Source organism: Gilliamella sp. B2785, from assembly GCF_026537005.1.
Taxonomy (GTDB): domain Bacteria; phylum Pseudomonadota; class Gammaproteobacteria; order Enterobacterales; family Orbaceae; genus Gilliamella; species Gilliamella apicola_E.
The window spans coordinates 1-25,504 of the sequence record NZ_JAFNNC010000013.1 but is presented as its reverse complement, the minus strand read 5'-3'; the positions used below and the strand labels follow the sequence as shown (position 1 = coordinate 25,504).

Here is a 25,504-nt window from a genome sequence, read left to right as displayed (position 1 = left end):
GTATTAGGTGATTAAAAGTAAGCTGACTCAAGGAGTCAACGTCGTTTAGCCATAAAAAAAGCGATTTTGCGGCTAAGCGACGTTTGAATTACCCGCCTCGGCGGGTTTATTTTTGAGGCGATTTTATTGCAAAAAAAGTTGAGGAGCGGGGTTTTTGAGGTTCTAAATTTCACTTAAAAATTATTAAAATATCAAAATAACTAAATTTCTAATTCAAAGCCCTAAAATAAAATTTTTAAGGATCAATTGCTCTAATTCTAAAGATTTGTAATCGAGATATATTTAATTAAAACAATAGTTAATAAATTATAAATTAGATCCTTTTTAGATCTTATTTACAAAAGTTAACGTAAATGAGTGAAAAAAAGTGTTGCATCGTGTTTTTCCAATCACTATACTTTTTACACGGTTTTAGCTACTAGGCTAAAATTTGACAAAAAAGTATAAAATCGCAAATAAATCAAAAAATTACTTGACAGGATAGTCTAAAATGCATTATAATTTTCAACAGGCAACAGGCAACAGGCAACCTGGCCAACCTATCTTTTAAATTCGTCTAAGTCCAGCACCCAGTTTAAATTTTTCACTGAAACTTATTTTTCCACGCAATCAAGTGAAATTCTGCGAAATTTCGCGCGATCGCTTCCGCGATCCTCTTCTCGATCTTTTTTACGGTCGTTTTCCGGATCCTCTTTCAGATCCTGTTTTCGATCTTTTCCCAAATTATCCCGGCAGATTGTTTTTTTCGTGGCTTTTTTTCTTCCTTTTTCGGGTCACGCATTGACATCACAGACAACTAGGAATGCGATACAGGGTAGTGCACCGTATCTGACTTTCGATGACGGTCGTACGCGTGTTGTTGATGCTAACGGTCTGCTTGGGATTACGCTATCTAACGGAACTAAATATACACCTTCAACCAATTCTTCATCTTCTTCAAGACCAATCGTCTTGCCGGTTGCGGGTCAGAGTTTTGCTGATATTCGTATGTTCGTTCCTACTGGTACTAATTCAGTCGCTTTGAGTTCTCTTATCGGTCCACCTAATAATTATTGGGGGGATGATGATGGTGATGCTGACGTTACTGCTACTGGTTCTTTAAGTTTATCTATCGTCGATAAAAACAATCAGTCTGTATCACGTAATTCCGTGTTAACGACTTGTAATTCTCCTTATAAGGTTACGTTATCTAGTTCTGACGGTACATTATCTACTCGTTATGGTTTTCCTAATCGTAGTACTTTCAGTGCTAGTAATGTGACTTATTACGTCAATCCTAAGGCTTCGCCTGTGGTTTGTTTTGCAAGACCTAATTTAATGTATGGTAAGCTTAATGAGGGTGGTATTTCTCACGATTTCCGCGGCCCGTCTTCGATGTGGGACCCTGCTAATGGTTTTCTCACACAAAAAACAGACCCTCTCTATTATGGTCAAAACTTTCCTACAACTGGTGCTAATGGATTGTACTTTGATTTACTCATTACTGGTAGTAGTCAGCCATTGTCTTGGTCTCCTGTTTCTCGTGGAGGTATCATTGCTACTATGTCTAATTCTACTACTACAAGCGTGCGTGTTACTTTAACTGGTCCTTACGCTACCGAATCCCAACAGAACTCATCCAGTCCTGGTCGTCTTACCTCTCTTTCTTTGCCTCTGACCTTCGAGTTGGTCGGTCGTAATACTAATGGTACTCCAGTTGTTAAATATGGTTTTACTTTGAAGCAGTGGTTCGTCAACCGTGGTAATGTGACTGAGTCCGATTATTCTCGTGTTTTATCTTGGTGTAATAGTCTTGGTTATCGTGTACCTCGCGTAAGGGATTTAACTAATGCATCTTGTCGAGGTGAAGGTTCAGACCGTTTCTGTAACGGTTTAGTCGGCGCCCACCCTTCCTCACCTAATAATTATTACCAACGTAGAATTGGTTCAGGATTTTTCACGGAGTGGGGCGCTATGAGCAATTACTCTGGCATTGGCTTCAACAATGGGTACTGGACTAGTGACTCGAGTCGTAACTACCTGTTTCGGGTGACCTCAAACACAGGTTTTGGGGGGTGGACGGCGAAGTCCCACTCCTCCTACTTCCGCTACTACATCCTTTGCTCCCATCCTTAGCTCTTATTCCTTCGTCCTTAATCCTTAGGCCGGGGGTGGGGGTGATAAAAAATAGTGTTGAGTGATTAAAAGTAAGCTGACTCAAGGAGTCAACGTCGTTTAGCTATAAAAAGCGATTTTGCGGCTAAGCGACGTTTGAATTACCCGCCTCGGCGGGTTTATTTTTGCGGTTTTTATCTCAAAAAAAGTTGAGGAGTGGGGGTTTTGGGGTTCAAAATCCTGCTTTGAAATATTGTCTTAAATAAATAATTCCGCTTTAAACTATGGCGTTTTTTAGTAACTCTGTTTTACATCAAAAAAAGTTGAGGAACGGGGTTTTTGAAGTTTTAAATTTCACGTAAAAAGTTTTAAATGATCAAACTTACTAAATTTCTAATTCAAAGTCCTAAAATAAAAATTTTCGAGGATCTTTAATTATCTTTTTAAAGATTTGCAATGGTAATATATTTAATTAAAACAACGGTTAATAAATTATAATTTAGATCCTTTTTAGATCCTATTTACAAAAGTTAACGTAATTGAGCGAAAAAAAGTGTTGCATCGTGTTTTTCCAATCACTATACTTTTTACACGGTTTTAGCTAATAGGCTAAAATTTGACAGAAAAGTATAAAATTATAAATAAATCAAAAAATTACTTGACAGGACAGTCTAAAATGCATTATAATTTTCAACAGCCAACAGCCAACAGCCAACCTGCCAAACCTATCTTTTAAATTCGTCTAAGTCCAGCACCCAGTTTAAATTTTTCACTGAAACTTATTTTTCCACTCAATCAAGTGAAATTCTGCGAATTTTCGCGCACTCCTCTTCTCGATCTTTTTTCCGGTGGTTTTTCGGATCCTGTTTTCGATCCTTTTCCCAATTATCCCGGAAGATTGTTTTTTTCGTGGTTCTTTTTCTTCCTTTTTCGGGGCACGCATTAACTTCACAGACAACTAGGAATGCGATACAGGGTAGTGCACCTTATCTGACTTTCGACGGTGGTCGTACACGTGCGGTTGATGCTAACGGTCTGCTTGGGATTACTTTATCTGACGGAACTAGGTACACGCCTTCTACCAATACTTCATCTTCTTCAGCACCAATCTCATTGCCGGTTGTGGGTCAGAGTTTTGCTGATATTCGTATGTTCGTTCCGACTAATACAAATTCAGTCGCTTTGAGTACACTTATCGGTCCTCCTAATAATTATTGGGGTGATGATGATGGTGATGCTAACGTTACTGCTACAGGTTCTTTAAGTTTATCTATCGTCGATAAAAACAATCGGCCTGTATCACGTAATACAGTGTTAACGACATGTACTGATTCTGCACCTTATAAGGTTACGTTATCCAGTACTAACGGTACATTATCAACTCGTTACGGATTTCCTAATCGTAGTACTTTCAGTGCTAGTAATGTGACTTATTACGTTAATCCTAAGGCTGGGCCTGTGGTTTGTTTTGCTCGACCTAATTTGAATTACGGTACAGGTAATTATGCTGGCCCTTCTTCAATGTGGGACCCTGCTAATGGTTTTATCCCTCAGTCAACAGGCCCATCATCTTACGGAAGAAACTTTCCTACAACTGGTGCTAATGGATTGTACTTTGATTTACTCATTAGTGGTAGTAGTCAGCCATTGTCTTGGTCTCCTGTTTCTCTGGGTGGTATTACAGTCACAATGTCTAATCCTACTGCTACAAGCGTACGTGTTACTTTAACTGGTCCTTACGCTACCACATCCCAGCATAATTCAAACAGTCCTAGTCCTATTTCTAAACCTACTTTGCCTCAGACATTCGAGTTGGTCGGTCGTGATAATAATGGTAATCCAGTTGCTAGATATGGTTTTACTTTGAAGCAGTGGTTCGTCAACCGTGGTAATAAGCATGACACTTATTCTAATACTTTATCTTGGTGTAGTCGAATTGGTTATCGAATGCCTCACGTAAAGGATTTAACCAATGCATCTTGTCGTGGTATTAATTCAGAACTTAGGTGTAATGGTTCAGTCGGCGCCACACCTTCTTCTCCTAATAATCTTTACATGCGTTATATAGGTTCTGGCTTTTTCACGGAGTGGGGTCGTATGGAAAAGTACTCTGGCGTTGGCTTCAGATTTTGGTACTGGACTAGTGAACCGCGTTTTTGCGTGTCCACGCGCAGCGGTTTTGTGAGTTTGGAGCACCAATACAACTATGGGCTTTGTGCCTATCCTTAGTTCTTATTTCTTCGTCCTTAATCCTTAGGGAGGGGGGGGATAAAAAATAGTATTAAGCAATTAAAAGTAAGCTGAGAGTCAACGTCGTTTAGCCATAAAAAGCGATTTTGCGGCTTAGCGACGCTTCAATTACCCGCCTAGGCGGGTTTATTTTTGAGGTGTTTTATCGAAAAAAAGTTGAGGGGCGGTTTTTTTGATTTTTTGGGCTAAAAAATATTTATCTTTAAATAGCGGTTCCTTTTTTGGGGACAAAAAAATCTTTTATATCAACTTGTTCATGTTCTAACAACCACACCTTTTTATCAATTCCGCCTGCATAACCTGTTAAGTTGCCATTTGTGCCTACTACGCGGTGACAAGGAATAATGATGGAAAGGGGGTTGTGGCCGACGGCACCGCCGACTGCTTGACTGGACATGTTGGTGCTGATTTGTTTAGCAATATCACCATAGGTAATCACCTTACCATAAGGGATTTGTACCAATATATCCCACACTTTATGCCTAAATTCGCTACCTTGTGGTGCTAGAGCCAATTTTGTGATAGCCGGTTTTTTGCCGGCAAAGTAGTCATCCAACCATTTTTTGGTTTGATTAAATATGGCTAAATTTGGCGCCTCTTCTTTTTGGGCGCTTAGCATTTGGCCAAAATATTTTTGTCCTTCAATCCAAACACCCACTAATTTATTGTGCTGACTTGCTAGGGTGATTTGCCCCAGTGGTGATGAATAATGACTGATGTAATACATATAAAATCCTTTTTAGTCGGTTATATTATTATAGCGAGTTCTTATATTGAGAATAGGGATATTACTTTTTTTATTTATAATGGTAAACGGGTTGTTAACAACTATAATATTTGCACTTATTTAAAAATAAAATAATTTTGGAATGAATGATGAATACTAAACCAGCCAATTCAATGTCGAACGTAGCGTTAGCTAGTTTTATCGGCACTGCAATTGAATTTTATGATTTTTATATTTACGCCACCGCTGCTGCGCTAGTGATTGGGCCGGTATTTTTTCCTGATAGTTCGCCATCGGCTCAAGCGTTGCAATCATTTGCAACGTTCGGTATAGCTTTTGTTGCAAGGCCTATTGGGGCGATTTTGTTTGGTCATTTTGGTGATCGCATTGGTCGAAAGTCCACCCTAGTTGTATCGCTTATTTTGATGGGCGTGGCTACGGCGTTAATTGGTTTGTTACCTGGGTATAGTGTGATTGGCTTTTGGGCGCCATTTTTGTTGTGTATTTTACGATTAGCACAAGGCTTAGGTCTTGGTGGTGAGTGGGGTGGTGCAGCATTATTGGCGACGGAAAACGCGCCAAAAAATAAACGCGCTCTGTTTGGGATGTTTCCTCAGTTAGGCCCTTCGATTGGGTTTTTATTATCTAATGGGGTATTTTTATGTGTTACGCTTTCGCTGAGTAATGAGCAGTTTTTAGATTGGGGTTGGCGTATTCCTTTTGTTCTTAGTGCGGTTCTTGTGGTTATTGGTTTGTATGTTCGATTAAAATTAGTTGAAAGCCCCATTTTCACTCAAGCTTTAGCCAATAAAAAACAAGTTAAAATGCCAGTAATGAATATGTTTGTTCACCATTGGAAAGCGTTGACGTTAGGCTCATTTTCGATGGTAGGTTGTTATACGCTTTTTTATATAACCACAGCCTTTTTATTGCAATATGGCACTAAATACTTGGGCATTGAAAAAGGTCATTTTTTAGGATTTTTGTGTGTAGCGATTGTATTTATGGCGATCGCTACCCCGATTTCTGCCCGACTTAGCGATAAATACGGACGTAAGCCGGTCTTAATTGTTGGCTTAATGCTTGTTGCGCTATCTGGTCTGTTGATGACTCAATTTATGGCTAGTGGTAGTGAATTATTGGTGATGACCTATTTATGCTTATCACTATTTTTGATGGGGATTATTTTTGCACCTATGGGGGCATTTTTACCCGAGATTTTTCCGACTAATATTCGTTATACCGGGTCGTCAGCAGCGTATAGTATTGGTGGGATTTTAGGGGCATCAATTGCGCCAATTATTGCTAATTATTTAGTGGCACATGGTAGTTTGACGTGGGTAGGCTATTATGTGGCGGTGGCGTCAATCATTAGTATCATCGCAACATGGTTGATTAAAGAGACATTAAATAGTGATTTTTCAAAGTAAAAAGTTAAAAGGCTCACTTCGGTGAGCCTTTTTTATCGATTATTTTGCTGCTTTGCCTTTTTCGACATAGCTCATGTCACCTAATGATTCAACAATGAATTTGCCATCATCAGTGTAACGAATTTTAGTGACGCTCGCGTTACCTAGTCCACTTGTGATTGGTTTATCTAACATTTCTTCAACCATAGCCATAATTGCCATGCCGTGAGAAACAACAAGAACATTACCGCCACCTTGTTCTTGGGCTGATTTTGCAATTGCTCTTAATGATGCTTGCATACGTGTTTTAACGGCATTGTAGTCTTCTGCTTCGCCTGATTTTTCAACGGCTTTAATCGCGTCCATCATTTTTTTAAGGGTGACTTTACCTTTAGCTAAATCAGCCATTAATGCTTTGTCAGACTCATAACCTAGGTGCTGTGCTGCGGGGTTCCACATGTTGGGATCAAGATCGCCTTCAAAATCACCAAAACAGGTTTCTCGTAATCCTTCCATTTCGTTGATGCTTAATTTTGTATCACCTTTAGATTCAAGAACAATGCGCGCAGTTTGTCTTGCTCGGCCTGAATCGCTTGAATAGACCGAAATAAAGTCGATACCTTTTAAGCCACGACCAAGTTGCTGTGCCACTTCAATTCCCGGTTTTGTTAGTGGCGTGTCTGACCATCCTTGAGCACGATGGACGTTGTTGAACATGGTTTTACCATGACGGGTAAAATAGATATTCACTTCGGCAGCAAATGATTGTGCAATTGATGCGGTAAGGATAGCGGTTAATCCAATAAGTTTAATGAGTTTTTTCATAGTTTCTTCCTTTTCTATAATAAGTTGAATCGATAATCAATAACGGTTTCGGCTGACAGTGTTGGTGAACGTTGAGCTTTGCCGTCTCTTAATTTTGGCGTAATGTCTTTACTGCTTAAGGTTTTATAAGACCAACCATAACCAAATTTTGACAAAATAGATAGATTTTTAAATGTACCACTTGTTGGTTTAAAGATGTTAAACACGTTGATTTCGCCATTTTTTAAGGTTTCATGTTTGTAGTTAAATTCACCGTAGTTGAGATATAAACCTGTGGTATTGTCTTTAAAGAAGTCGTAAGTCAATATGCTTGAAAATACCAGTTCGCCATCACGCATATAGTCGGCTGCAGCTGCTGCCATACCGTTAAAACGTCCACGATTGTTTTTACCAATATGACGACCATAGTAACCGATAGCACCTTTGCGGTTAGCGTCAGTATAGGCGATACCGAATTTAGCACTCCAGTCGGCTTCTTTCCATTCAATGTCAGTGGCGTAATGCCATGCTGAATCATCAAAATCACGGACATTAGCTTTCATTTTGTCATGGTTTTTAAGTGCGGTACTACCGTAAATTTGTGAACCAAGAATAAGTTTATCCATCGGTTTATAAGAGAACTCGATAGCATGACGTTTGATGTAGTCTTTAGCAACGCCATAGGAGTAATCAAGTTTTACTATTTTGTCATTATACGCAATACCGGCTGTTTTGATATTATCAATGACGTGTTTTCTATCTAAGCTATAAAAATGCACTTTTTTCGATGATTCACGCGGGAAGGCGCTGTCGATGTAAGCAAGTTGTAGCGCTAAGTTTGAGTATTTTAATACGCCACTGTATCCCAAATAACTATAACGAGTTAAATGTTGTGATGAACTCATTACCCCCGTATCTTTTAAGCTATGCCATCCGACTTTACCATTAAAGTTGATATTTTTATCACCGAGTTTGACTTTGGCATAACGTTGAGTAAATTTGTTAAAACCATGCGCATTGTGTTTGTTTGTTTTTTTGCCTGAGTTATAGAGTAAGTTACGAGTTGCAAAGTAGTCACTAGCACCAAGTTTTATAACGTTATCATAGGTGAAATCAAAACCTAGGGTATCGAATAAATAACCTGATTTATAATTGAGCGTAAATGCTTGCCCCCATGCACTATGGACTTCTTTAGGTTGGGATGCGTTTTCTTTTAAATACTTCCAATGGTTACGTGTTGAAAATTCAAATTTAGTATCTTTGAAAAAGGCATTATTCAAAAAGCCATTTTCACTATTGATTGAATTTGACTCAGCGGCAATAGCTGAAAAACACATGATGTTAAGTAATGCTAAGGAGACGTACTTTATTTTCATTATTATTTCCTATTTTTATAAATTTTTTTTCCAAAAAAAAACCTAAACACAACCCAAGCTATCAAGCTTGAGTCATATTTAGGTTTTGCCTGCAAAAGCAGTAACAATCCTATTCGACTAAATTTTACTAATTGTTTCTAATTTTGACGATTTTCACCGATATTTAATGATGATTTACCCTCATTAACATAGTCCATACTGCCAATTTCAACGACCTTATATTTACCATTTTGGTAAACAATTTTGACGACAGTTGCATTCGCAAATGGTCTGTTTTTAACAGGATTATCAGTTAAGTCATAAATCATTGCTTGAATCGACATGCCTGATGAGATCACCAATATATTTTTTTGATGCTTAGCCAGTGCGGTTTCTACAATAGTGTGGAGTGCGTTTTGAGTGCGCTCTTTAACTTGGGTAAAGTTTTCCGCTTCATGCTTAGGATCACTTTTGGCAATCGCTTCGGTTAACGTTGTTACTGGGATTTGCCCTTGTACATAACTTTTATAAAAGGCATCAACCGACTTGTAACCCAGTGATTTCATAGCTGCGGATACCATTTTTCCATTAGTACCGCCTTCAAATCCGCCGTAAAAAACTTCGCGTAGGCCTTTTAACTCTTGTATTTTGTAATGTTTTACCCCTTTTTGAGCTAACAACACTTGCATGGTTTCGCGTTGACGACCTGAATCGCTGGTGTAATAAGCATCAAATCTGATGTATTTCTTTTTAAAGCCTTCACCTAAATAACGCGCCGTTTCTATTCCTTTGTCGGTTAAGGGTGAATCGGCCCAGCCTTGTACTAGGTCATAGGTATTGAATAACGTTTTACCATGCCTTGCAAAATAGATGGTAACCACATCATCACGATTAGCATTAAACCTACTGCTTGGTTGATTACTACATCCAGTCGAGAGTAGTGCGGTCAACAACAGTAAACTGGTGGTGATTTTAATTATTTTATTTATCATCTTTATCCTCGTAATCTGCTCAGTACATTTGCAGGTAATGCCAAGCAGACATTACCAGCATGATCATTATTTTAAAGTTGCACCTTTGGATGAAATCACAGACTGATACCAATAAAAGCTTTTCTTTTTATAGCGTTTTAATGAGCCTGAGCCATCTTGGTTTAGATCAACATAGATAAAACCATAACGTTTGGTGACTTCTGCTTTTGATGCACTAATGAGGTCAATTGGTCCCCAACTGGTGTATCCCATTACTTCAACGCCATCGTTAATAGCTTCGCGAATTTGCACTAAGTGATCGTTCATATAGTTTATACGATAATCATCATTAACCGTGCCATCTGCTTCAAGTTTGTCTTTGGCGCCTAAACCATTTTCAACAATAAACAGTGGTTTTTGAAAACGCTCATAAAGTAGGTTTAATAAGTAACGAATACCAACCGGATCAATCTGCCAGCCCCATTCAGATGCTTTAAGGTGAGGATTTGGGACCATATCAAGAATATTACCTTTTTGACGGAGTGAATCGTCCGCTGTGCCACAACAACTCATATAGTAACTAAATGAGATAAAGTCGATGGTTTCTTTTAAATCTTCACGATCTTGATCGGTAATGGTTAGCTCAATATTGTTCTCTTTAAAGTAACGATTCATATAAGTTGGGTAGTAACCACGAGCCTGAACATCCCCAAAGAATAACCAACCATGATTTTCTACATGTGTCGCCCAAACATCTTCTGGTTTTGGCGTAAGCGGGTAGGCGATAGCGCCAAGTAGCATATTACCGATTTTGGCATCAGGAATGATTTGATGACACAATTTTACCGCACGACCACTGGCAACTAATTGATGATGAATCGCTTGATAGATTTCGGCTTTAGTACTGTTACGATCTAAGCCAACGCCAGTAAAAGGTTCGTGGAGTGACATATTAATTTCATTGAAAGTTAACCAATATTTCACTTTATTTTTATAGCGTTCAAATACTGTTTTGGCATAACGAGTAAAAAATTCGATGACTTTACGATTTCCCCATCCACCATATTGTGTGACAAGGTAGTAGGGCATTTCATAATGCGATAAGGTGACAAGTGGCGTAATGTTGTGTTTTAACATTTCGTCAAATAGTTTGTCATAAAACGCCAGGCCTTTTTCATTTGGTTGCTCTTCATCACCATTTGGAAAGATTCGGGTCCAAGCGATAGATGTTCTTAAACAGGTGAATCCCATCTCAGCAAACAGGGCAACATCTTCTGGATAGCGATGATAAAAGTCGATTGCCCGATCTTTAATACTGGTAATATCGACTTTATTGCGATCGACAATATCACCAAATAGACCATTAGGCGTGCAGTCAGATGTTGATAGCCCTTTGCCATCTTCACGATATGCACCTTCAACTTGATTGGCAGCAATAGCGCCACCCCATAAAAAATCACTAGGAAATGTATTTGCCATGTTTTACTCCTTTTTTGCACTTAACGCTAATAGCGCGTCACCTTGTTGAACGTCATCTTGTTTAAATATACACTGCACATCGATATAGTCATCACTATTGGTAATAATAATTGGTGTGGTGACTTCAAAGCCGGCTTGTTTAATCGCTTCGATATCAAAGCTAACAAGTCTATCACCTTTTTTCACCTTTTGGCCGGCTTCAACATGCGCTTCAAAATGTTGCCCATCTAATTTAACCGTATCGATACCAATGTGAATAAGGATTTCCGCCCCTGATTGAGTTTGAAATCCGATAGCGTGTTTAGTTCTAAATAGCGAAACAACTTCACCATCTTCAGGCGCGACAGTTTCGCCAATGGTTGGAATAATTGCGGCACCTTTACCCATCAATCCGCTGGCAAAAGTTGGATCATTGACTTGATTTAAATCAATAAGTTTGCCGGTCATTGGACTTGAGATAGTATCGATCTGCGTTTGACTGTTTATTGGCGATTGTTCTGCATTATCCGCTTTTTTATCTTTAGGAATACCAAATAGATAAGTTACCACCAATGCAATTATAAATGAGACTATCGAACCGATTATGGCAGCAAAGAATTTATCATCCAAACCATCGCTTGGAATCATTTGTAAAAATGCAAAGATACTGGTGAAGCTAAATGAGAAGATAACCGATTTGAAATAACCAATAATCGCACCGCCAGCCATGGCTGAGAGACAACCGATCACAAATGGGCGTTTTAATGGTAAGTTAACGCCATAAATTGCTGGTTCTGTTACCCCAAATACACCTGAGAGTGCTGACGAACTTGCCAACGCTTTAACTTGCGGATCTTTACTGCGCATCATCACCGCCAATACCGCACCGACTTGGGCAAATACCGCTGGGAATAAGATTGGCAACATAAAGTCTTGTTGATATACGGTAATATTATTTATCGCAAAAGGTACCAAGCCCCAATGGATACCAAACACAACCATTATTTGCCAAAGTCCTGCTAAAATCATACTGGCAATAACAGAATTAAGTTCATAAACATAAATAATGCCACTAGCAACAATGTTACATAAAAATGCAACGACTGGACCAATAAGCGCAAACGTTAATGGCACAGTAATGATAATACCGAGTAGGGGCGAAATGAATTTTTTAAATGAGTCATGCATGATTTTGTTGAAGTTACGTTCAAGCAATGAATAAAACCATGCTGCTAAAATTACCGGGAAGACTGAGGATTTATAAGGAATTAATTTAATGGGGATATTGAAAAATTCAGTTTGTAATTCAATTGCTTTTCCTAGCATCTCGGTAATATCCGGATAGACTAACGCGCCACCGATCGCCATTCCAACATAAGGATTACCACCAAATTTTTTAACCGCTGAAAAACCTAAAATGATCGGTAAATAATAAAATGGCGCATCAGCAATAGCGTTTAAAAAAGTAAATGTTGGCGTTTTTTCCTGAACAATGTCACATACTTGTAATAGAGACACAATCCCTTTTAAAATACCGCCAGCAACCAGTACCACTAAAACTGGAATAAAAATACTTGATACTAAATCAATCAGTCGTGACACAATCCCTTTTTTCGGTCCCGCTTCTTGAGGGGCGGGGGTGTTATTAAGGCTAGTGATATCCATAATTGCATTAAATACGTCAGCAACATTATTGCCGATAACGACTTGGAATTGTCCACCACTTTGAACGACAGTAATGACGCCAGTTTGTTTTTTAATTATTTCGGCATCTGCTTTTGATTCATCTTTCAATACAAAGCGAAGTCTGGTCGCACAGTGTACTAGACTGACGATGTTATCTTGACCACCTACGTTCTCAATAATTGATTCAGCAAGTTGTTTATTTTTCATAGCTTATCCTTATTTAAGCGCAAAAAAAAACCTAAACCCCAATAAACACGGGATTTAGGTTTTGCTTGCATCGATAAAATTAACCAATGCAATAACAATCCAAAAAAAGATTCCTTATTAAATTAACATAAAATAAATTAGCTTGTTGACAATTCATTCGTTAATTTGTGATGTATATCACATAATTATTTTTTTAATTCCGACCTCAATCGTTCAATATGAATAGTGAGATATAAACTTTCATCATCAGATAGCGGGTGTTGATATTGTTGGATTAAATGGAGATCTATCTGTTTAGTGCAAAGATAAGCTTGTTCATATTTTTCACGGATAATCTCATACAACGAGGTATCTTGTTGTGCGGATTTACCTTTACTTAAAATGCGGTGCGCAAAAAACTTTAAATGGGTAACAAATCGTTGATAAGAAAGGCTGTTTTCGTCATATTCGAACCGAAAATGATATTTTACGATATTTAAAATTTCACGCATGATTTTGGTCATATTAACAATATTGGGCATGGTATCGTTAAGCTCAGCATTGACAATATGAAATGTAATAAATCCTGCTTCATCTTCATGAAGCTCAACACCCAACCGTTTTTTAATCACATCTAAAGCGTACACACCGATTTCATACTCTTTAGGGTAGAATTTTTTTATCTCCCAGATAAAGTTATTCGGAATATCAAATCCTTGCTTATGCCGTTCAATGGCAAAATAGATATGGTCAGTTAATGAAATATAGATACTATCTTGTAATTTACTGCCTAAAAATTGTTTGGCATGATTGATAATAATATCGGATGTGGTGTGAACTTCGATTGGAATTTCAGAAAGCAGTTCAGCAAATTTGGGTAATATTTCTTGGTTATTTAAAGAAAACTGTTTTTCGATAAGTTTCGGGTCGATCTCATCACCTTCCCGTTTTTTAAATCCTACTCCTCGACCCGTAACAATCAATTCATTCCCTTTGGAATCCAAAGTCACTACAACATTATTATTTAATATTTTATGAACTTTCATCTGACTCTGTCTAAATTTTAAGATTAATTTATTATCTATCGCAAAACGAAAATGGAAAGGAGGAATATAAAAAAGTGTGACTGACTTCATAATTTTGAGAAAAATAAATTGATTTTTCTCAAAAAAATAAACCCGATAGGCGAGCCATATCGGGTTTGGGTGAATAAATTAATTATTGTGCAAGTAGTTTATTCATTGTTTGAATAAATTTGCTTGGATCATTTAATGATCCTTTTTCAGCTAGTAACGCTTGATCTAATAGCAATTCAATCCAATCACTAAATGCGGTTTCGTCTTGCGTATCAGCAACACGTTTAACCAATTGATGATCAGGATTGATTTCAAAGGTATATTTTATCTCTGGTGCTTTTTGTCCTGCTGCTGCAAAGAGTTTTGCCATTTGCGTAGACATCTCGTCGGCAGCGGTAGTGACAATTGCTGGCGTATCAGTTAAACGATGTGTTAATTTAACTTCTTTAACTTTATCGCCTAATACTTTTTTAACACGTTCGATAAATGGCTCAAGTTCTTTTTCGACTTGTTTTTGCTCATCACTATTTTGATCAGCTAACTTCTCGATTGACTCGTCAGATTTACTGATTGATTGGAACTGTTTACCATCAAATTCAGTTAAATTGCTCATCATCCACTCGTCAATACGATCAGATAATAATAAGACTTCAATACCTTTTTTGCGGAATAGCTCAAGGTGAGGACTATTTTTCGCTGCGCCATAACTATCAGCAGTGATGTAATAGATCTTCTCTTGGCCTTCTTGCATACGGCTGATGTAATCGTCTAATGATACAGTTTGCGCCTCGCTATCACTTTGTGTTGTTGTAAAGCGTAATAATTTCATAATCGCTTCACGGTTAGCATAGTCTTCACCAGTACCTTCTTTTAAGACTAAACCAAATTCACTCCAAAATTGTTGATATTGTTCTTTATCATCTTTGGCAAGTTTATCTAGCATTTGTAAAACACGTTTAGTACATGCATTACGAAGGTTTTGTGTCACTTTATTATCTTGTAATATTTCGCGTGATACATTTAATGGCAAATCATTTGAATCAATTAAGCCTTTTACAAAACGTAAATAATTAGGCATAAATTGTTCAGCATCATCCATAATAAACACACGTTGTACATAGAGTTTTAAACCGTGTTTATTGTCACGATTCCACATATCCCAAGGTGCTTTAGATGGAATATAGAGCAAACTAGTGTACTCTTGTTTACCTTCAACACGGTTGTGGCTCCAGCTTAGTGGATCGGCAAAATCATGTGAAATATGTTTATAAAATTCTTTATACTCTTCATCACTCACTTCTGATTTGCTTCGTGTCCAAAGTGCTTGGGCTTTGTTGACTTTTTCCCACTTAACTTCATTTTCTTCAGTAGTTTGGACTTCAACCGGTAATGAGATGTGATCTGAATATTTGCTAATAATTGAACGTAGACGCCAATCATCTAAAAACTCTTTTTCATCTTCTTTTAAATGTAAAATGATTTCAGTACCGCGACTCTCTTTTTCTGTATCAGAAATCGTGTATTCACCTTCACCAGCTGATTCCCACATCACTGCTTCATCGGCTTTAGCTGTTGCAGCACGGGTTTTTACTGTCACTTTATCGGCAACAATAAAGGCAGAATAGAATCCAACACCAAATTGACCAATTAATTGGCTGTCTTTCGCTTGGTCACTACCAATGGATTCTAAAAAGGCTTTGGTTCCTGATTTGGCAATCGTACCTAAATTTTCAATGACTTCATCACGAGTCATCCCAATACCATTATCTGCAATGGTTAATGTGCCAGCTTCTTTATTTGTTGAAATGCGAACACCAAGCTCAGCATCACCCGCATATAAATCTGCATTTTCAAGTGCTTTAAAACGGAGCTTGTCGGCTGCGTCAGATGCATTTGAAATAAGTTCTCTTAAAAAAATCTCTTTGTTTGAATACAAAGAGTGAATCATTAAATGCAGAATTTGTTTAACTTCGGATTGAAATCCACGCGTTTCTGTTCCTTGCTTACTCATTGACTAATACCTCAACTATTTTTAGCAATTAAAAGTGATCGATACATTTTAATTGATTAACTTTGACATAATGTTTTGATTAATTGTTGTATTGCTATATGGGAATTAAAAAAAGAATTTCAAGAGGAGAGGTTATGATAAACCATTGATTGGTGATTTTTTAATTGATTAAAAAAAAGCCCTGATAATGTATCAGGGCTATTGATGATAATTTAATTATCGAGTTTCTGGTAAAAAGCCACAAACTAAAATAAGAACAACGGCAACCGGAATAATTACGCGAGTTAAAATCGTCCAAACGCCAAACCAGAAGCTATTTAAGTTAAGCTCTTTACGAATGACTTTTTGGTTCATCATCCAAGCACCAAAGATAACAGTACCTAATCCTGTCACAGGTAACATAATCTTACTTGTGAGGTAATCAAGCAGATCGAAAATATTTTTATCAAATAGTTTCAGGTCTGCCCATTCATTGAATGATAAAATACAAGCGATACCTAATGCCCAAATTAATACACTACTAACCACTGTTGCGGTTTTACGACCCATGTGCGTTTTTTCTTCTAATAACTCTACCGTAGGCTCAAGTAATGATATTGATGAGGTTAACGCAGCAAAAGTTAGGAAGATAAAGAATAAACAACCTAAAATTGAACCTGCTGCCATATTACCAAAAGCAATAGGTAACGTTACAAAGATCAGACCAGGACCAGAACCTGCTTCTAAACCATTAGCAAATACTAATGGGAAGATCGCCATACCTGACAACATCGCAACGATAACATCTAAGATAACAACGGTGCGAGCAGTAGAGATTAAGTTCACATCTTTACCAAGATATGAACCGTAAGCCATCATAATCCCCATACCTAATGATAAGCTGAAGAATGCATGACCTAAAGCCGCTAAAATGGCAGTACCATTTAATGCTGACCAGTTTGGTGTGAATAAAAAGTCAAACGCTTGACCAAATGATGATCCACTAACGATGGCTGCATAAGCAACTAAAACCAATAATAAAATACCAAGGCCAGGCATCATTACCTTACAAGCACGCTCTAAACCAGCGCCAACTCCCATCGCAACAATAATGGTATTGGCTGCCATAAACACCGTATGCCAAATCAACAAGCTAGAGGTATTACCAAGAAAACCTTTGAAGATTTGCGCCGTTACGGCACCATTCGCACCATTAAATGTACCATTGATAGCTAAAAAGATATAATCGGTAGCCCAACCGCCAATTACACTATAAAACGAGAGAATTAAAAATGAGCCAAGTACGCCGATAATACCAACCCAGCGCCACAATTTTGAGCGACCTTCTGAAACAGCAACATCTTCCATGGTATGGATTGGATTTTTTTGCCCGCGACGGCCAATTAACCACTCTAAAACTAGAATAGGCAGACCAATAACAAACATAAATAGCAAATAGGTAAGTACGAATGCTGAACCACCCATTTCTCCAGCCATGTATGGAAATTTCCAAATGTTACCTAAACCCACAGCAGAACCCGCAGCTGCAAGCATGAATCCCATGCGAGAGCTCCACTGTGAATGACTTTTCTTCATAGTACCTGTACTCATGAATATATTTTCCCTTGAGTTTTTGATTAAATATTTAATTTCTAGCATCAGCCTAGGCTGAACTATTTTTTTATTAGATAAATTAAGCGCTAAATCATGCCATGAATTAAGCCCATAGACAAGAAAACATTACCATTTATAGTTATAGCCAATGAAAAAATTAAACCTATATCGCTAAGTAAAACAGAGTTTTTAAGTGGTTTAGTATAGAAATTATGAGTAATAAAAAAAGTTGAGGAGCGGGGTTTTTAAAACGGTTTGATATTGCTAATCATCAACTCATCGCATATATTACATCAATTCCCCTTTTTGATAAGAATACCCATGACACAAAACATCGATTTAAACGAGATAGATAAGTTTGCCAAGTTAGCTGCACAATGGTGGGATCCAAATGGCCAATGCAAACCATTGCATATCATCAATCCATTGCGAGTTGATTACATTAAATCAAACGATTTGAATCAAAAAAATGTATTAGATGTTGGTTGTGGTGGGGGAATATTGTCTGAAAGTTTAGCCAAGTTAGGTGCAAATGTAACCGCTATCGATCTGGCTGATGAATCATTAGCGGTAGCAAAATTACATGCCGAGCAAAATGGTCTTTCTATCAACTACCAAAAACAAACCGTTGAAGAGCACGCCACACAGTATCCATCACACTATGATGTGATAACTTGTATGGAGATGTTAGAGCATGTGCCTGACCCATTTTCTATTATTGATGCCTGCGCAAAACTGCTCAAACCGAACGGAAAACTCTACTTATCGACCATCAACCGTAACCATAAAGCAAAACTTATGTTGATTTATGGCGCTGAATATATAGCGCGCTTAGTGCCAAAAGGGACTCATGATTTTAATCGTTTTATCCGTCCTTCTGAATTAATGACTTGGGTTGAACAAGCGCATTTAACGGTTAAAGATATTATTGGAATGGAATATCACTTACTCAGCAATCAATTCCGATTAGGTCGTAATGTTGATGTAAATTATATTTTGATGGCTCAAAAAGACGAGCTCAATTAAAAGTGGGCGATTGATTATCGCCTAAAAATAAATATCAAATTCTACTAGTCTTTTATATCGAATGTGAGTAGAATACATCGGCAATATTTTATCAACAATCCAACTCAATGGTGAATATTGTCATGTCTCGTATAGTTAAAGAAGCCCTCACGTTCGATGATGTTTTATTAGTTCCAGCCCATTCAACTGTTTTACCTAATACTGCTGATATTACAACTCAACTGACGCAAACCATCAAATTAAATATTCCAATGCTATCTGCTGCCATGGATACGGTAACCGAAGCCGAACTGGCTATTGCCCTTGCTCAAGAAGGAGGCATTGGTTTTATCCATAAAAATATGCCAATTGAAGTTCAAGCTGAGCATGTAAAGCGTGTTAAAAAACATGAAAGCGGAATTGTTCAAGATCCAGTAACAGTACTACCAACAGCAACTATTCAACAAGTAATCGATCTTGCTAAAGAATATGGTTTTGCAGGGTTTCCGGTTGTGACAGAATCACAAGAGTTAGTCGGTATTATCACTGCTCGTGATGTTCGATTTGCAACTGACTTATCACTATCTGTAACTGCGGTAATGACACCTAAAGAGCGCTTAGTCACCGTTAAAGAGGGCGAATCTCGAGAAAGTGTACTGCAAAAAATGCATGAACATCGTGTTGAAAAGGTTTTAGTGGTTGATGATAGATTCCACTTAAAAGGCATGATAACCGTTAAAGATTACAATAAAGCAGAACAAAAACCTAATGCATGTAAAGACGAAAAAGGTCGCTTACGTGTTGGCGCAGCAGTAGGTGCGGGTACGGGTAACGAAGAGCGTATTGCTGCTTTGGTTGAAGCCGGCGTTGATGTTTTACTTATCGACTCATCACATGGCCATTCAGAAGGGGTACTTGAACGCATTCGCCAAGCAAGACAAGCCTATCCAAATTTACAAATTATAGGTGGCAACGTTGCTACGGGTGAAGGCGCAAAAGCGCTAATTGATGCAGGCGTGAGTGCGGTAAAAGTGGGTATTGGACCGGGTTCAATTTGTACCACGCGTATCGTCACTGGGGTAGGGGTACCGCAAATTAGTGCCATTATGGACGCTGTTGAAGTAGCTAAACAACACAATATTCCAGTTATTGCTGATGGTGGCATTCGTTTTTCAGGTGATATTGCCAAAGCTATTGCCGCTGGCGCATCTTGTGTTATGGTTGGTTCAATGTTTGCCGGAACCGAAGAAGCACCAGGCGAAATCGAACTATTCCAAGGTCGTGCTTATAAATCTTATCGCGGTATGGGTTCACTCGGTGCGATGGCAAAAGGATCATCGGATCGCTACTTCCAATCAGATAATGCTGCCGATAAGCTAGTGCCAGAAGGTATTGAAGGCCGAATTGCTTACAAAGGTTTATTAAAAGAGATCATCCACCAACAAATGGGTGGATTACGCTCATGTATGGGGCTAACGGGTTGTGGAACTATCGATGAGTTACGCACAAAATCGAAGTTCTACCGCATTACTGGCGCAGGTATGAAAGAGAGTCATGTTCATGACGTCCTAATCACTAAAGAGCCACCTAATTATCGAGCGGGTTAATCAATAAATATCAATAAAAAAGGATTCAGTGTAATCCTTTTTTTATGAGTAAAATTTGCTTTCTAAAAAAGTTGAGGAGCGGGGTTTTCTAAGCCTCAAAAAATATTATTTTTATAACCCTTTTTTTAATCAAAAAATAAAATAATTAAAAAATCATTATTTTAAAAAGATAATAAAAAAAGGGTTTTTAAAACGCCAAATGCCCTTTGCCTTTTTGCAAACAACGATTATAGTATGTCTTGTTCTAGGTTTATGCCGTGTAGGCAGTTAATAAAATATAATTTTCGAATCAATCAACATCAGTCAGTTTATTCAGTGCAGATAATATCCCGTTTCTTAAAAAGTTGAGGAGCGGGGTTTTTGAGGTTTTAAATTTCACTTAAAAATTATTAAATGATCAAAATCACTAAATTTCTAATTCAAAGCCCTAAATTAAAATTTTCGATGATCTTTAATCATATTTTCAAAGATTTGTAATGATAATATATCCAATTAAAACAATAGCTAATCAATTATAATTTAGATCCTTTTTAGATCTTATTTACAAAAGTTAACGTAAATGAGCGAAAAAAAGTGTTGCATCGTGTTTTTCCAATCACTATACTTTTTACACGGTTTTAGCTAATAGGCTAAAATTTGATAGAAAAGTATAAAATTGTAAATAAATCAAAAAATTACTTGACAAGGTAGTCTAAAATGCATTATAATTTTCAACAGGCAACAGGCAACAGGCAACCTGGCCAACCTATCTTTTAAATTCGTCTAAGTCCAGCACCCAGTTTAAATTTTTCACTAAAACTTATTTTTCCACGCAATCAAGTGAAATTCTGCGAATTTTCGCGCGATCGCTTCCGCGATCCTCTTCTCGATCTTTTTTCCGGTCGTTTTCCGGATCCATTTTCAGATCCTTTTCGCGATCCTTTTTCGGATCCAGTTTTCGATCCTTTTCCGAATTATCCCGGCAGATTGTTTTTTTCGTGGCTTTTTTTCTTCCTTTTTCGGGTCACGCATTGACATCACAGACAACTAGGAATGCGATACAGGGTAGTGCACCGTATTTGACTTTCGACGGTGGTCGTACACGTGCGGTTGATGCTAACGGTCTGCTTGGGATTACGCTATCTAACGGAGCTAATTACACGCCTTCTAACAATTCATCATCTACAACCCCAATCGTCTTGCCGGTTGAGGGTCAGAGTTTTGCTGATATTGGTATGTTCGTTCCTACTGATACAAATTCAGTCGCTTTGAGTACACTTATCGGTCCTCCTAATAATTATTGGGGAGATGATGATGGTGATTCTGGCGTTACTGCTACTGGTCGTTTAAGTTTATCTATCATCGATAAAAGCGGTCAAACGGTATCACGTAGTACCGTGCCAGAGATTTGTAAGGCACCTTATAAGGTTACCTTATCCGGTACTGACGGTACATTATCAACTCGTTACGGATTTCCTAATCGTAGTACTTTCAGTGCCCGTAGTGAGACTTATTACGTCAATCCTAAGGCTTCGCCTGTGGTTTGTTTCGCCAGACCTAATTTAACGTATGGTAAGCTTAATGAGCTTGGTATTTCTCACGATTTCCGCGGTCCGTCTTCGATTTGGGACCCTTATAAAGGTTTTATCCCTCAGTCAACAGGCCCATCCTCTTACGGTAGAAACTTTCCTACAACTGGTCTTAATGGATTGTACTTTGATTTACTCATTAGTGGTGTAAGTCAGCCATTGTATTGGTCTTCTGTTTCTCGGGGTGGTATCACAGCTACTATGTCTAATTCTACTGCTACAAGCGTACGCGTTACTTTAACGGGTCCTTACGCTCCTCAATCCCAGCATAATTCAAACAATCCTAGTCCTATTTCTAAACCTACTTTGCCTCAGACCTTCGAATTGGTCGGTCGTGATACTAATGGTACTCCTGTCGTTAAATATGGTTTTACTTTGAAACAGTGGTTCGTCCACCGTGGTGAGAAGAAGGACACTTATCCTAATACATTATCTTGGTGTAATAGTCTTGGTTATCGCCTTCCTAAGGTAAAGGATTTAACCAACGCATATTGTCCTACCAACCATTCTTTGTGTCGTGGTTCAGTCAGCGCCACCCCTTCCTCACCGGCTAATCATTATATGCGTCATATAGGTTCTGGTTTTTCCTCGGAGTGGGGCGCTTTGTACGATTATTCAGGCGTTGACTTCTACAACGATCATTTCTGGACTAGTGACCTACACTCGGATGGTAGTCGGTTTCTCGTGTACTTAGCCGTCGGTTTCATTACTATCCCCTACAAAAACTATAAATACTACGGGCTTTGCTCCCATCCTTAGTTTTTATTTCTTCGTCCTTAATCCTTAGGGCGGGGGCGGGGGTGATAAAAAATAGTATTAGGTGATTAAAAGTAAGCTGACTCAAGGAGTCAACGTCGTTTAGCCATAAAAAAAGCGATTTTGCGGCTAAGCGACGTTTGAATTACCCGCCTCGGCGGGTTTATTTTTGAGGTATTTTATCTCAAAAAAAGTTGAGGAGTGGGGTTTTTAGGGGTTCAAAATTCTGCAATGTTGCCTCAAGTAAATAATTCCGCTTTAACTGTGGCGCTTTTTAGTAGTTCTATTTTTCCATCAAAAAAGTTGAGGAACGGGGTTTTTGGGGTTTAAAATTCTGCTTTGCAATGTTGCCTCAAATAAATAATTCTGCCCTAACTATGGCGTTTTTTAGTAGCTGTGTTTTTCTATCAAAAAAAGTTGAGGAGCGGGGTTTTTGAAGTTTTAAATTTCACTTAAAAAGTTTTAAATGATCAAACTTACTAAATTTCTAATTCAAAGCCCTAAAATAAAATTTTCGATGATCTTTAATTATTTATTTAAAGATTTGTAATGGTAATATATTTAATTAAAACAATAGTTAATTAATTATAATTTAGATCCTTTTTAGATTCTATTTACAAAAGTTAACGTAAATGAGCGAAAAAAAGTGTTGCATCGTGTTTTTCCAATCACTATACTTTTTACACGGTTTTAGCTACAAGGCTAAAATTTGATAGAAAAGTATAAAATTACAAATAAATCAAAAAATTACTTGACAAGGTAGTCTAAAATGCATTATAATTTTCAACAGGCAACAGGCAACAGGCAACCTGGCCAACCTATCTTTTAAATTCGTCTAAGTCCAGCACCCAGTTTAAATTTTTCACTGAAACTTATTTTTCCACGCAATCAAGTGAAATTCTGCGAATTTTCGCGCGATCGCTTCCGCGATCCTCTTCTCGATCTTTTTTCCGGTCGTTTTTCGGATCCTCTTTCAGATCCGGTTTTCGATCCTTTTCCCAATTATCCCGGCAGATTGTTTTTTTCGTGGCTCTTTTCCTTCCTTTTTCGGGTCACGCATTGACATCACAGACAACTAGGAATGCGATACAGGGTAGTGCACCTTATCTGACTTTCGACGGTGGTCGTACTCGTGCAGTTGATGCTAACGGTCTGCTTGGGATTACGCTATCTAACGGAGCTAATTACACGCCTTCAACCAATACTTCATCTTCTTCAGCACCAATCTCCTTGCCCGTTGCGGGTCAGAGTTTTGCTGATATTCGTATGTTGGTTCCTACTGATACTAATTCAGTCGATTTAAGTACTCTTATCGGTCCTCCTAATAATTATTGGGGGGATGATGATGGTGATTCTGGCGTTACTGCTACAGGTTCTTTGAGTTTATCTATCGTCGATAAAAACAATCGGCCTGTATCACGTAATACGATGTTAACGACATGTAATGATTCTGCACCTTATAAGGTTACGTTATCTAGTACTAACGGTACATTATCAACTCGTTACGGATTTCCTAATCGTAGTATTTTCAGTGCTAGTAATGTGACTTATTACGTCAATCCTAAGGCTGGGCCTGTGGTTTGTTTTGCTCGGCCTAACTTAAGGTATGGTAAGCTTAATGAGGATGGTATTTCTCACGATTTCCGCGGCCCAGCTTTGATGTGGGACCCTGCTAAGGGTTTTCTCACACAAAAAACAGACCCGTCACTTTACGGTAGAAACTTTCCTACAACTGGTGCTAACAAACTGTACTTTGATTTACTCATTAGTGGTGTAAGTCAGCCATTGTTTTGGTCTCCTGTTTCTCTGGGTGGTATCACCGTCACAATGTCTCGTTCTACTGCTACAAGCGTTCGTGTTACTTTAACTGGTCCTTACGCTACCGAATTCCAGCATAATTCAGACAGTCCTAGTCCTATTTCTAAACCTACTTTGCCTCAGACTTTCGAGTTGGTCGGTCGTGATACTAATGGTAATCCTGTTGTCAAATATGGTTTTACTTTGAAGCAGTGGTTCGTCCACCGTGGTTCTGTGAAGAAAAATTATTCTAATACTTTATCTTGGTGTAATAGTATTGGTTATCGAATGCCTAGCGTAAGGGATTTAACCAATGCATCTTGTCGTGGTACTAATTCAGATTCTCACTGTCAGGGTTCAGTCGGCGCAACTCCTTCTTCACCTAATAATTATTACCAGCGTCATATTGGTTCTGGATTTTTCACTGAGTGGGGTCGTATGTGGGATTACTCTGGCGTTGTCTTCATCAACAGTTGGTACTGGACTAGTGACCCGCTTGGTAGTCACCAGTTGATCGTGGACGCAGACGACGGTGGCGTGAGTTGGGACAACTACGACAGCTACGGCCTTTGCTCCCATCCTTAGTTTTTATTCCTTCGTCCTTAATCCTTAGGGCGGGGGTGGGAGTGATAAAAAATAGTATTAGGTGATTAAAAGCAAGCTGACTCGAAGAGTCAACGTCGTTTAGCCATAAAAAAAGCGATTTTGCGGCTAAGCGACGTTTGAATTATCCGCTTAGGCGGGTTTATTTTTGATGTGTTTTTTAGCAAAAAAGTTGAGGAGTGGGGTTTTTGAGGTTCTAAATTCTGCTTTGCAATGTTGCCTCAAATAAATAATTCCGCTCTAACTATGGCACTCTTTAGTTGTCGTGTTTTTCCATCAAAAAAAGTTGAGGAGCGGGGTTTTTGAAGTTCTAAATTTCACTTAAAAATTATTAAATGCTCAAAATCACTAAATTTCTAATTCAAAGCCCTAAAATAAAATTTTCAAGGATCAATTGTTCTAATTTTAAAGATTTGTAATGACGATATGCTTAATTAAAACAATGATTAACCAATTAACTTTCAGATCCTTTTTAGATCCTATTTACAAAAGTTAACGTAAATGAGCGAAAAAAAGTGTTGCATCGTGTTTTTCCAATCACTATACTT

At 38.1% G+C, this 25,504-nt stretch carries 16 protein-coding genes; 7 read left to right on the top strand and 9 right to left on the bottom strand.

Annotated elements, in window-relative coordinates; all coding sequences use genetic code 11:
• Positions 1-747 precede the first annotated feature (747 nt).
• Positions 748-2,115, top strand: coding sequence for a hypothetical protein (locus J3U24_RS11430; RefSeq protein ID WP_267337859.1), 1,368 nt, complete (start codon positions 748-750; stop codon positions 2,113-2,115).
• Positions 2,116-3,003: 888 nt separating this feature from the next.
• Positions 3,004-4,323, top strand: a complete 1,320-nt coding sequence (locus tag J3U24_RS11425) for a hypothetical protein (protein ID WP_267337858.1) — start codon at positions 3,004-3,006, stop codon at positions 4,321-4,323.
• A 223-nt stretch (positions 4,324-4,546) separates the two neighbouring features.
• Here the strand turns inward: J3U24_RS11425 and J3U24_RS11420 are convergent, their stop codons facing one another.
• Positions 4,547-5,071 carry a methylated-DNA--[protein]-cysteine S-methyltransferase gene (locus J3U24_RS11420; RefSeq protein ID WP_065733923.1) on the bottom strand — a complete coding sequence of 175 codons (525 nt, stop codon included), beginning with the start codon at positions 5,069-5,071 and terminating at the stop codon, positions 4,547-4,549.
• A 149-nt stretch (positions 5,072-5,220) separates the two neighbouring features.
• On the opposite strand from J3U24_RS11420, the gene J3U24_RS11415 reads away from it, so the two are divergent.
• Entirely contained in the window at positions 5,221-6,501 is a 1,281-nt protein-coding gene (locus J3U24_RS11415; RefSeq protein WP_267339311.1) for an MFS transporter, read from the top strand.
• 39 nt (positions 6,502-6,540) lie between these two features.
• On the opposite strand, the gene J3U24_RS11410 is transcribed toward J3U24_RS11415, so the two are convergent.
• The 8 genes from J3U24_RS11410 to J3U24_RS11375 all read right to left on the bottom strand — a co-directional run bounded on the left by J3U24_RS11410 (position 6,541) and on the right by J3U24_RS11375 (position 17,617).
• A complete protein-coding gene (locus J3U24_RS11410) occupies positions 6,541-7,305 on the bottom strand; it encodes a histidine phosphatase family protein (RefSeq protein ID WP_267337856.1) in 765 nt (254 codons plus the stop codon).
• A 14-nt stretch (positions 7,306-7,319) separates the two neighbouring features.
• Positions 7,320-8,660 carry an OprD family outer membrane porin gene (locus tag J3U24_RS11405; RefSeq protein ID WP_267337855.1) on the bottom strand — a complete coding sequence of 447 codons (1,341 nt, stop codon included), beginning with the start codon at positions 8,658-8,660 and terminating at the stop codon, positions 7,320-7,322.
• Between the two features lie 137 nt (positions 8,661-8,797).
• Positions 8,798-9,631, bottom strand: a complete 834-nt coding sequence (locus tag J3U24_RS11400) for a histidine phosphatase family protein (protein WP_267337854.1) — start codon at positions 9,629-9,631, stop codon at positions 8,798-8,800.
• A gap of 66 nt (positions 9,632-9,697) precedes the next feature.
• Entirely contained in the window at positions 9,698-11,089 is a 1,392-nt protein-coding gene (locus J3U24_RS11395; RefSeq protein WP_267337853.1) for a glycoside hydrolase family 1 protein, read from the bottom strand.
• Between the two features lie 3 nt (positions 11,090-11,092).
• Positions 11,093-12,961, bottom strand: coding sequence for a beta-glucoside-specific PTS transporter subunit IIABC (locus J3U24_RS11390; protein ID WP_267337852.1), 1,869 nt, complete (start codon positions 12,959-12,961; stop codon positions 11,093-11,095).
• 185 nt (positions 12,962-13,146) lie between these two features.
• The gene (gene licT / locus J3U24_RS11385; protein ID WP_267337851.1) at positions 13,147-13,986 is read right to left on the bottom strand and encodes a BglG family transcription antiterminator LicT; all 840 of its coding nucleotides are present in this window, start codon (positions 13,984-13,986) and stop codon (positions 13,147-13,149) included.
• Between the two features lie 172 nt (positions 13,987-14,158).
• Entirely contained in the window at positions 14,159-16,027 is a 1,869-nt protein-coding gene (gene htpG / locus J3U24_RS11380; protein WP_065562674.1) for a molecular chaperone HtpG, read from the bottom strand.
• Positions 16,028-16,243: 216 nt separating this feature from the next.
• A complete protein-coding gene (locus J3U24_RS11375) occupies positions 16,244-17,617 on the bottom strand; it encodes a sodium-dependent transporter (RefSeq protein WP_218058410.1) in 1,374 nt (457 codons plus the stop codon).
• Between the two features lie 324 nt (positions 17,618-17,941).
• Between J3U24_RS11375 and ubiG the strand changes: the two genes are divergently transcribed.
• The 4 genes from ubiG to J3U24_RS11355 all read left to right on the top strand — a co-directional run bounded on the left by ubiG (position 17,942) and on the right by J3U24_RS11355 (position 24,938).
• Entirely contained in the window at positions 17,942-18,646 is a 705-nt protein-coding gene (gene ubiG, locus J3U24_RS11370; protein WP_267337850.1) for a bifunctional 2-polyprenyl-6-hydroxyphenol methylase/3-demethylubiquinol 3-O-methyltransferase UbiG, read from the top strand.
• Between the two features lie 122 nt (positions 18,647-18,768).
• A complete protein-coding gene (gene guaB, locus J3U24_RS11365; RefSeq protein ID WP_267337849.1) occupies positions 18,769-20,232 on the top strand; it encodes an IMP dehydrogenase in 1,464 nt (487 codons plus the stop codon).
• A 977-nt stretch (positions 20,233-21,209) separates the two neighbouring features.
• Complete coding sequence (locus J3U24_RS11360; RefSeq protein WP_267337848.1) at positions 21,210-22,559, top strand: hypothetical protein; 1,350 nt, start codon at positions 21,210-21,212, stop codon at positions 22,557-22,559.
• A gap of 1,023 nt (positions 22,560-23,582) precedes the next feature.
• Complete coding sequence (locus tag J3U24_RS11355; RefSeq protein WP_267347002.1) at positions 23,583-24,938, top strand: hypothetical protein; 1,356 nt, start codon at positions 23,583-23,585, stop codon at positions 24,936-24,938.
• The last annotated feature ends 566 nt before the right edge of the window (positions 24,939-25,504 follow it).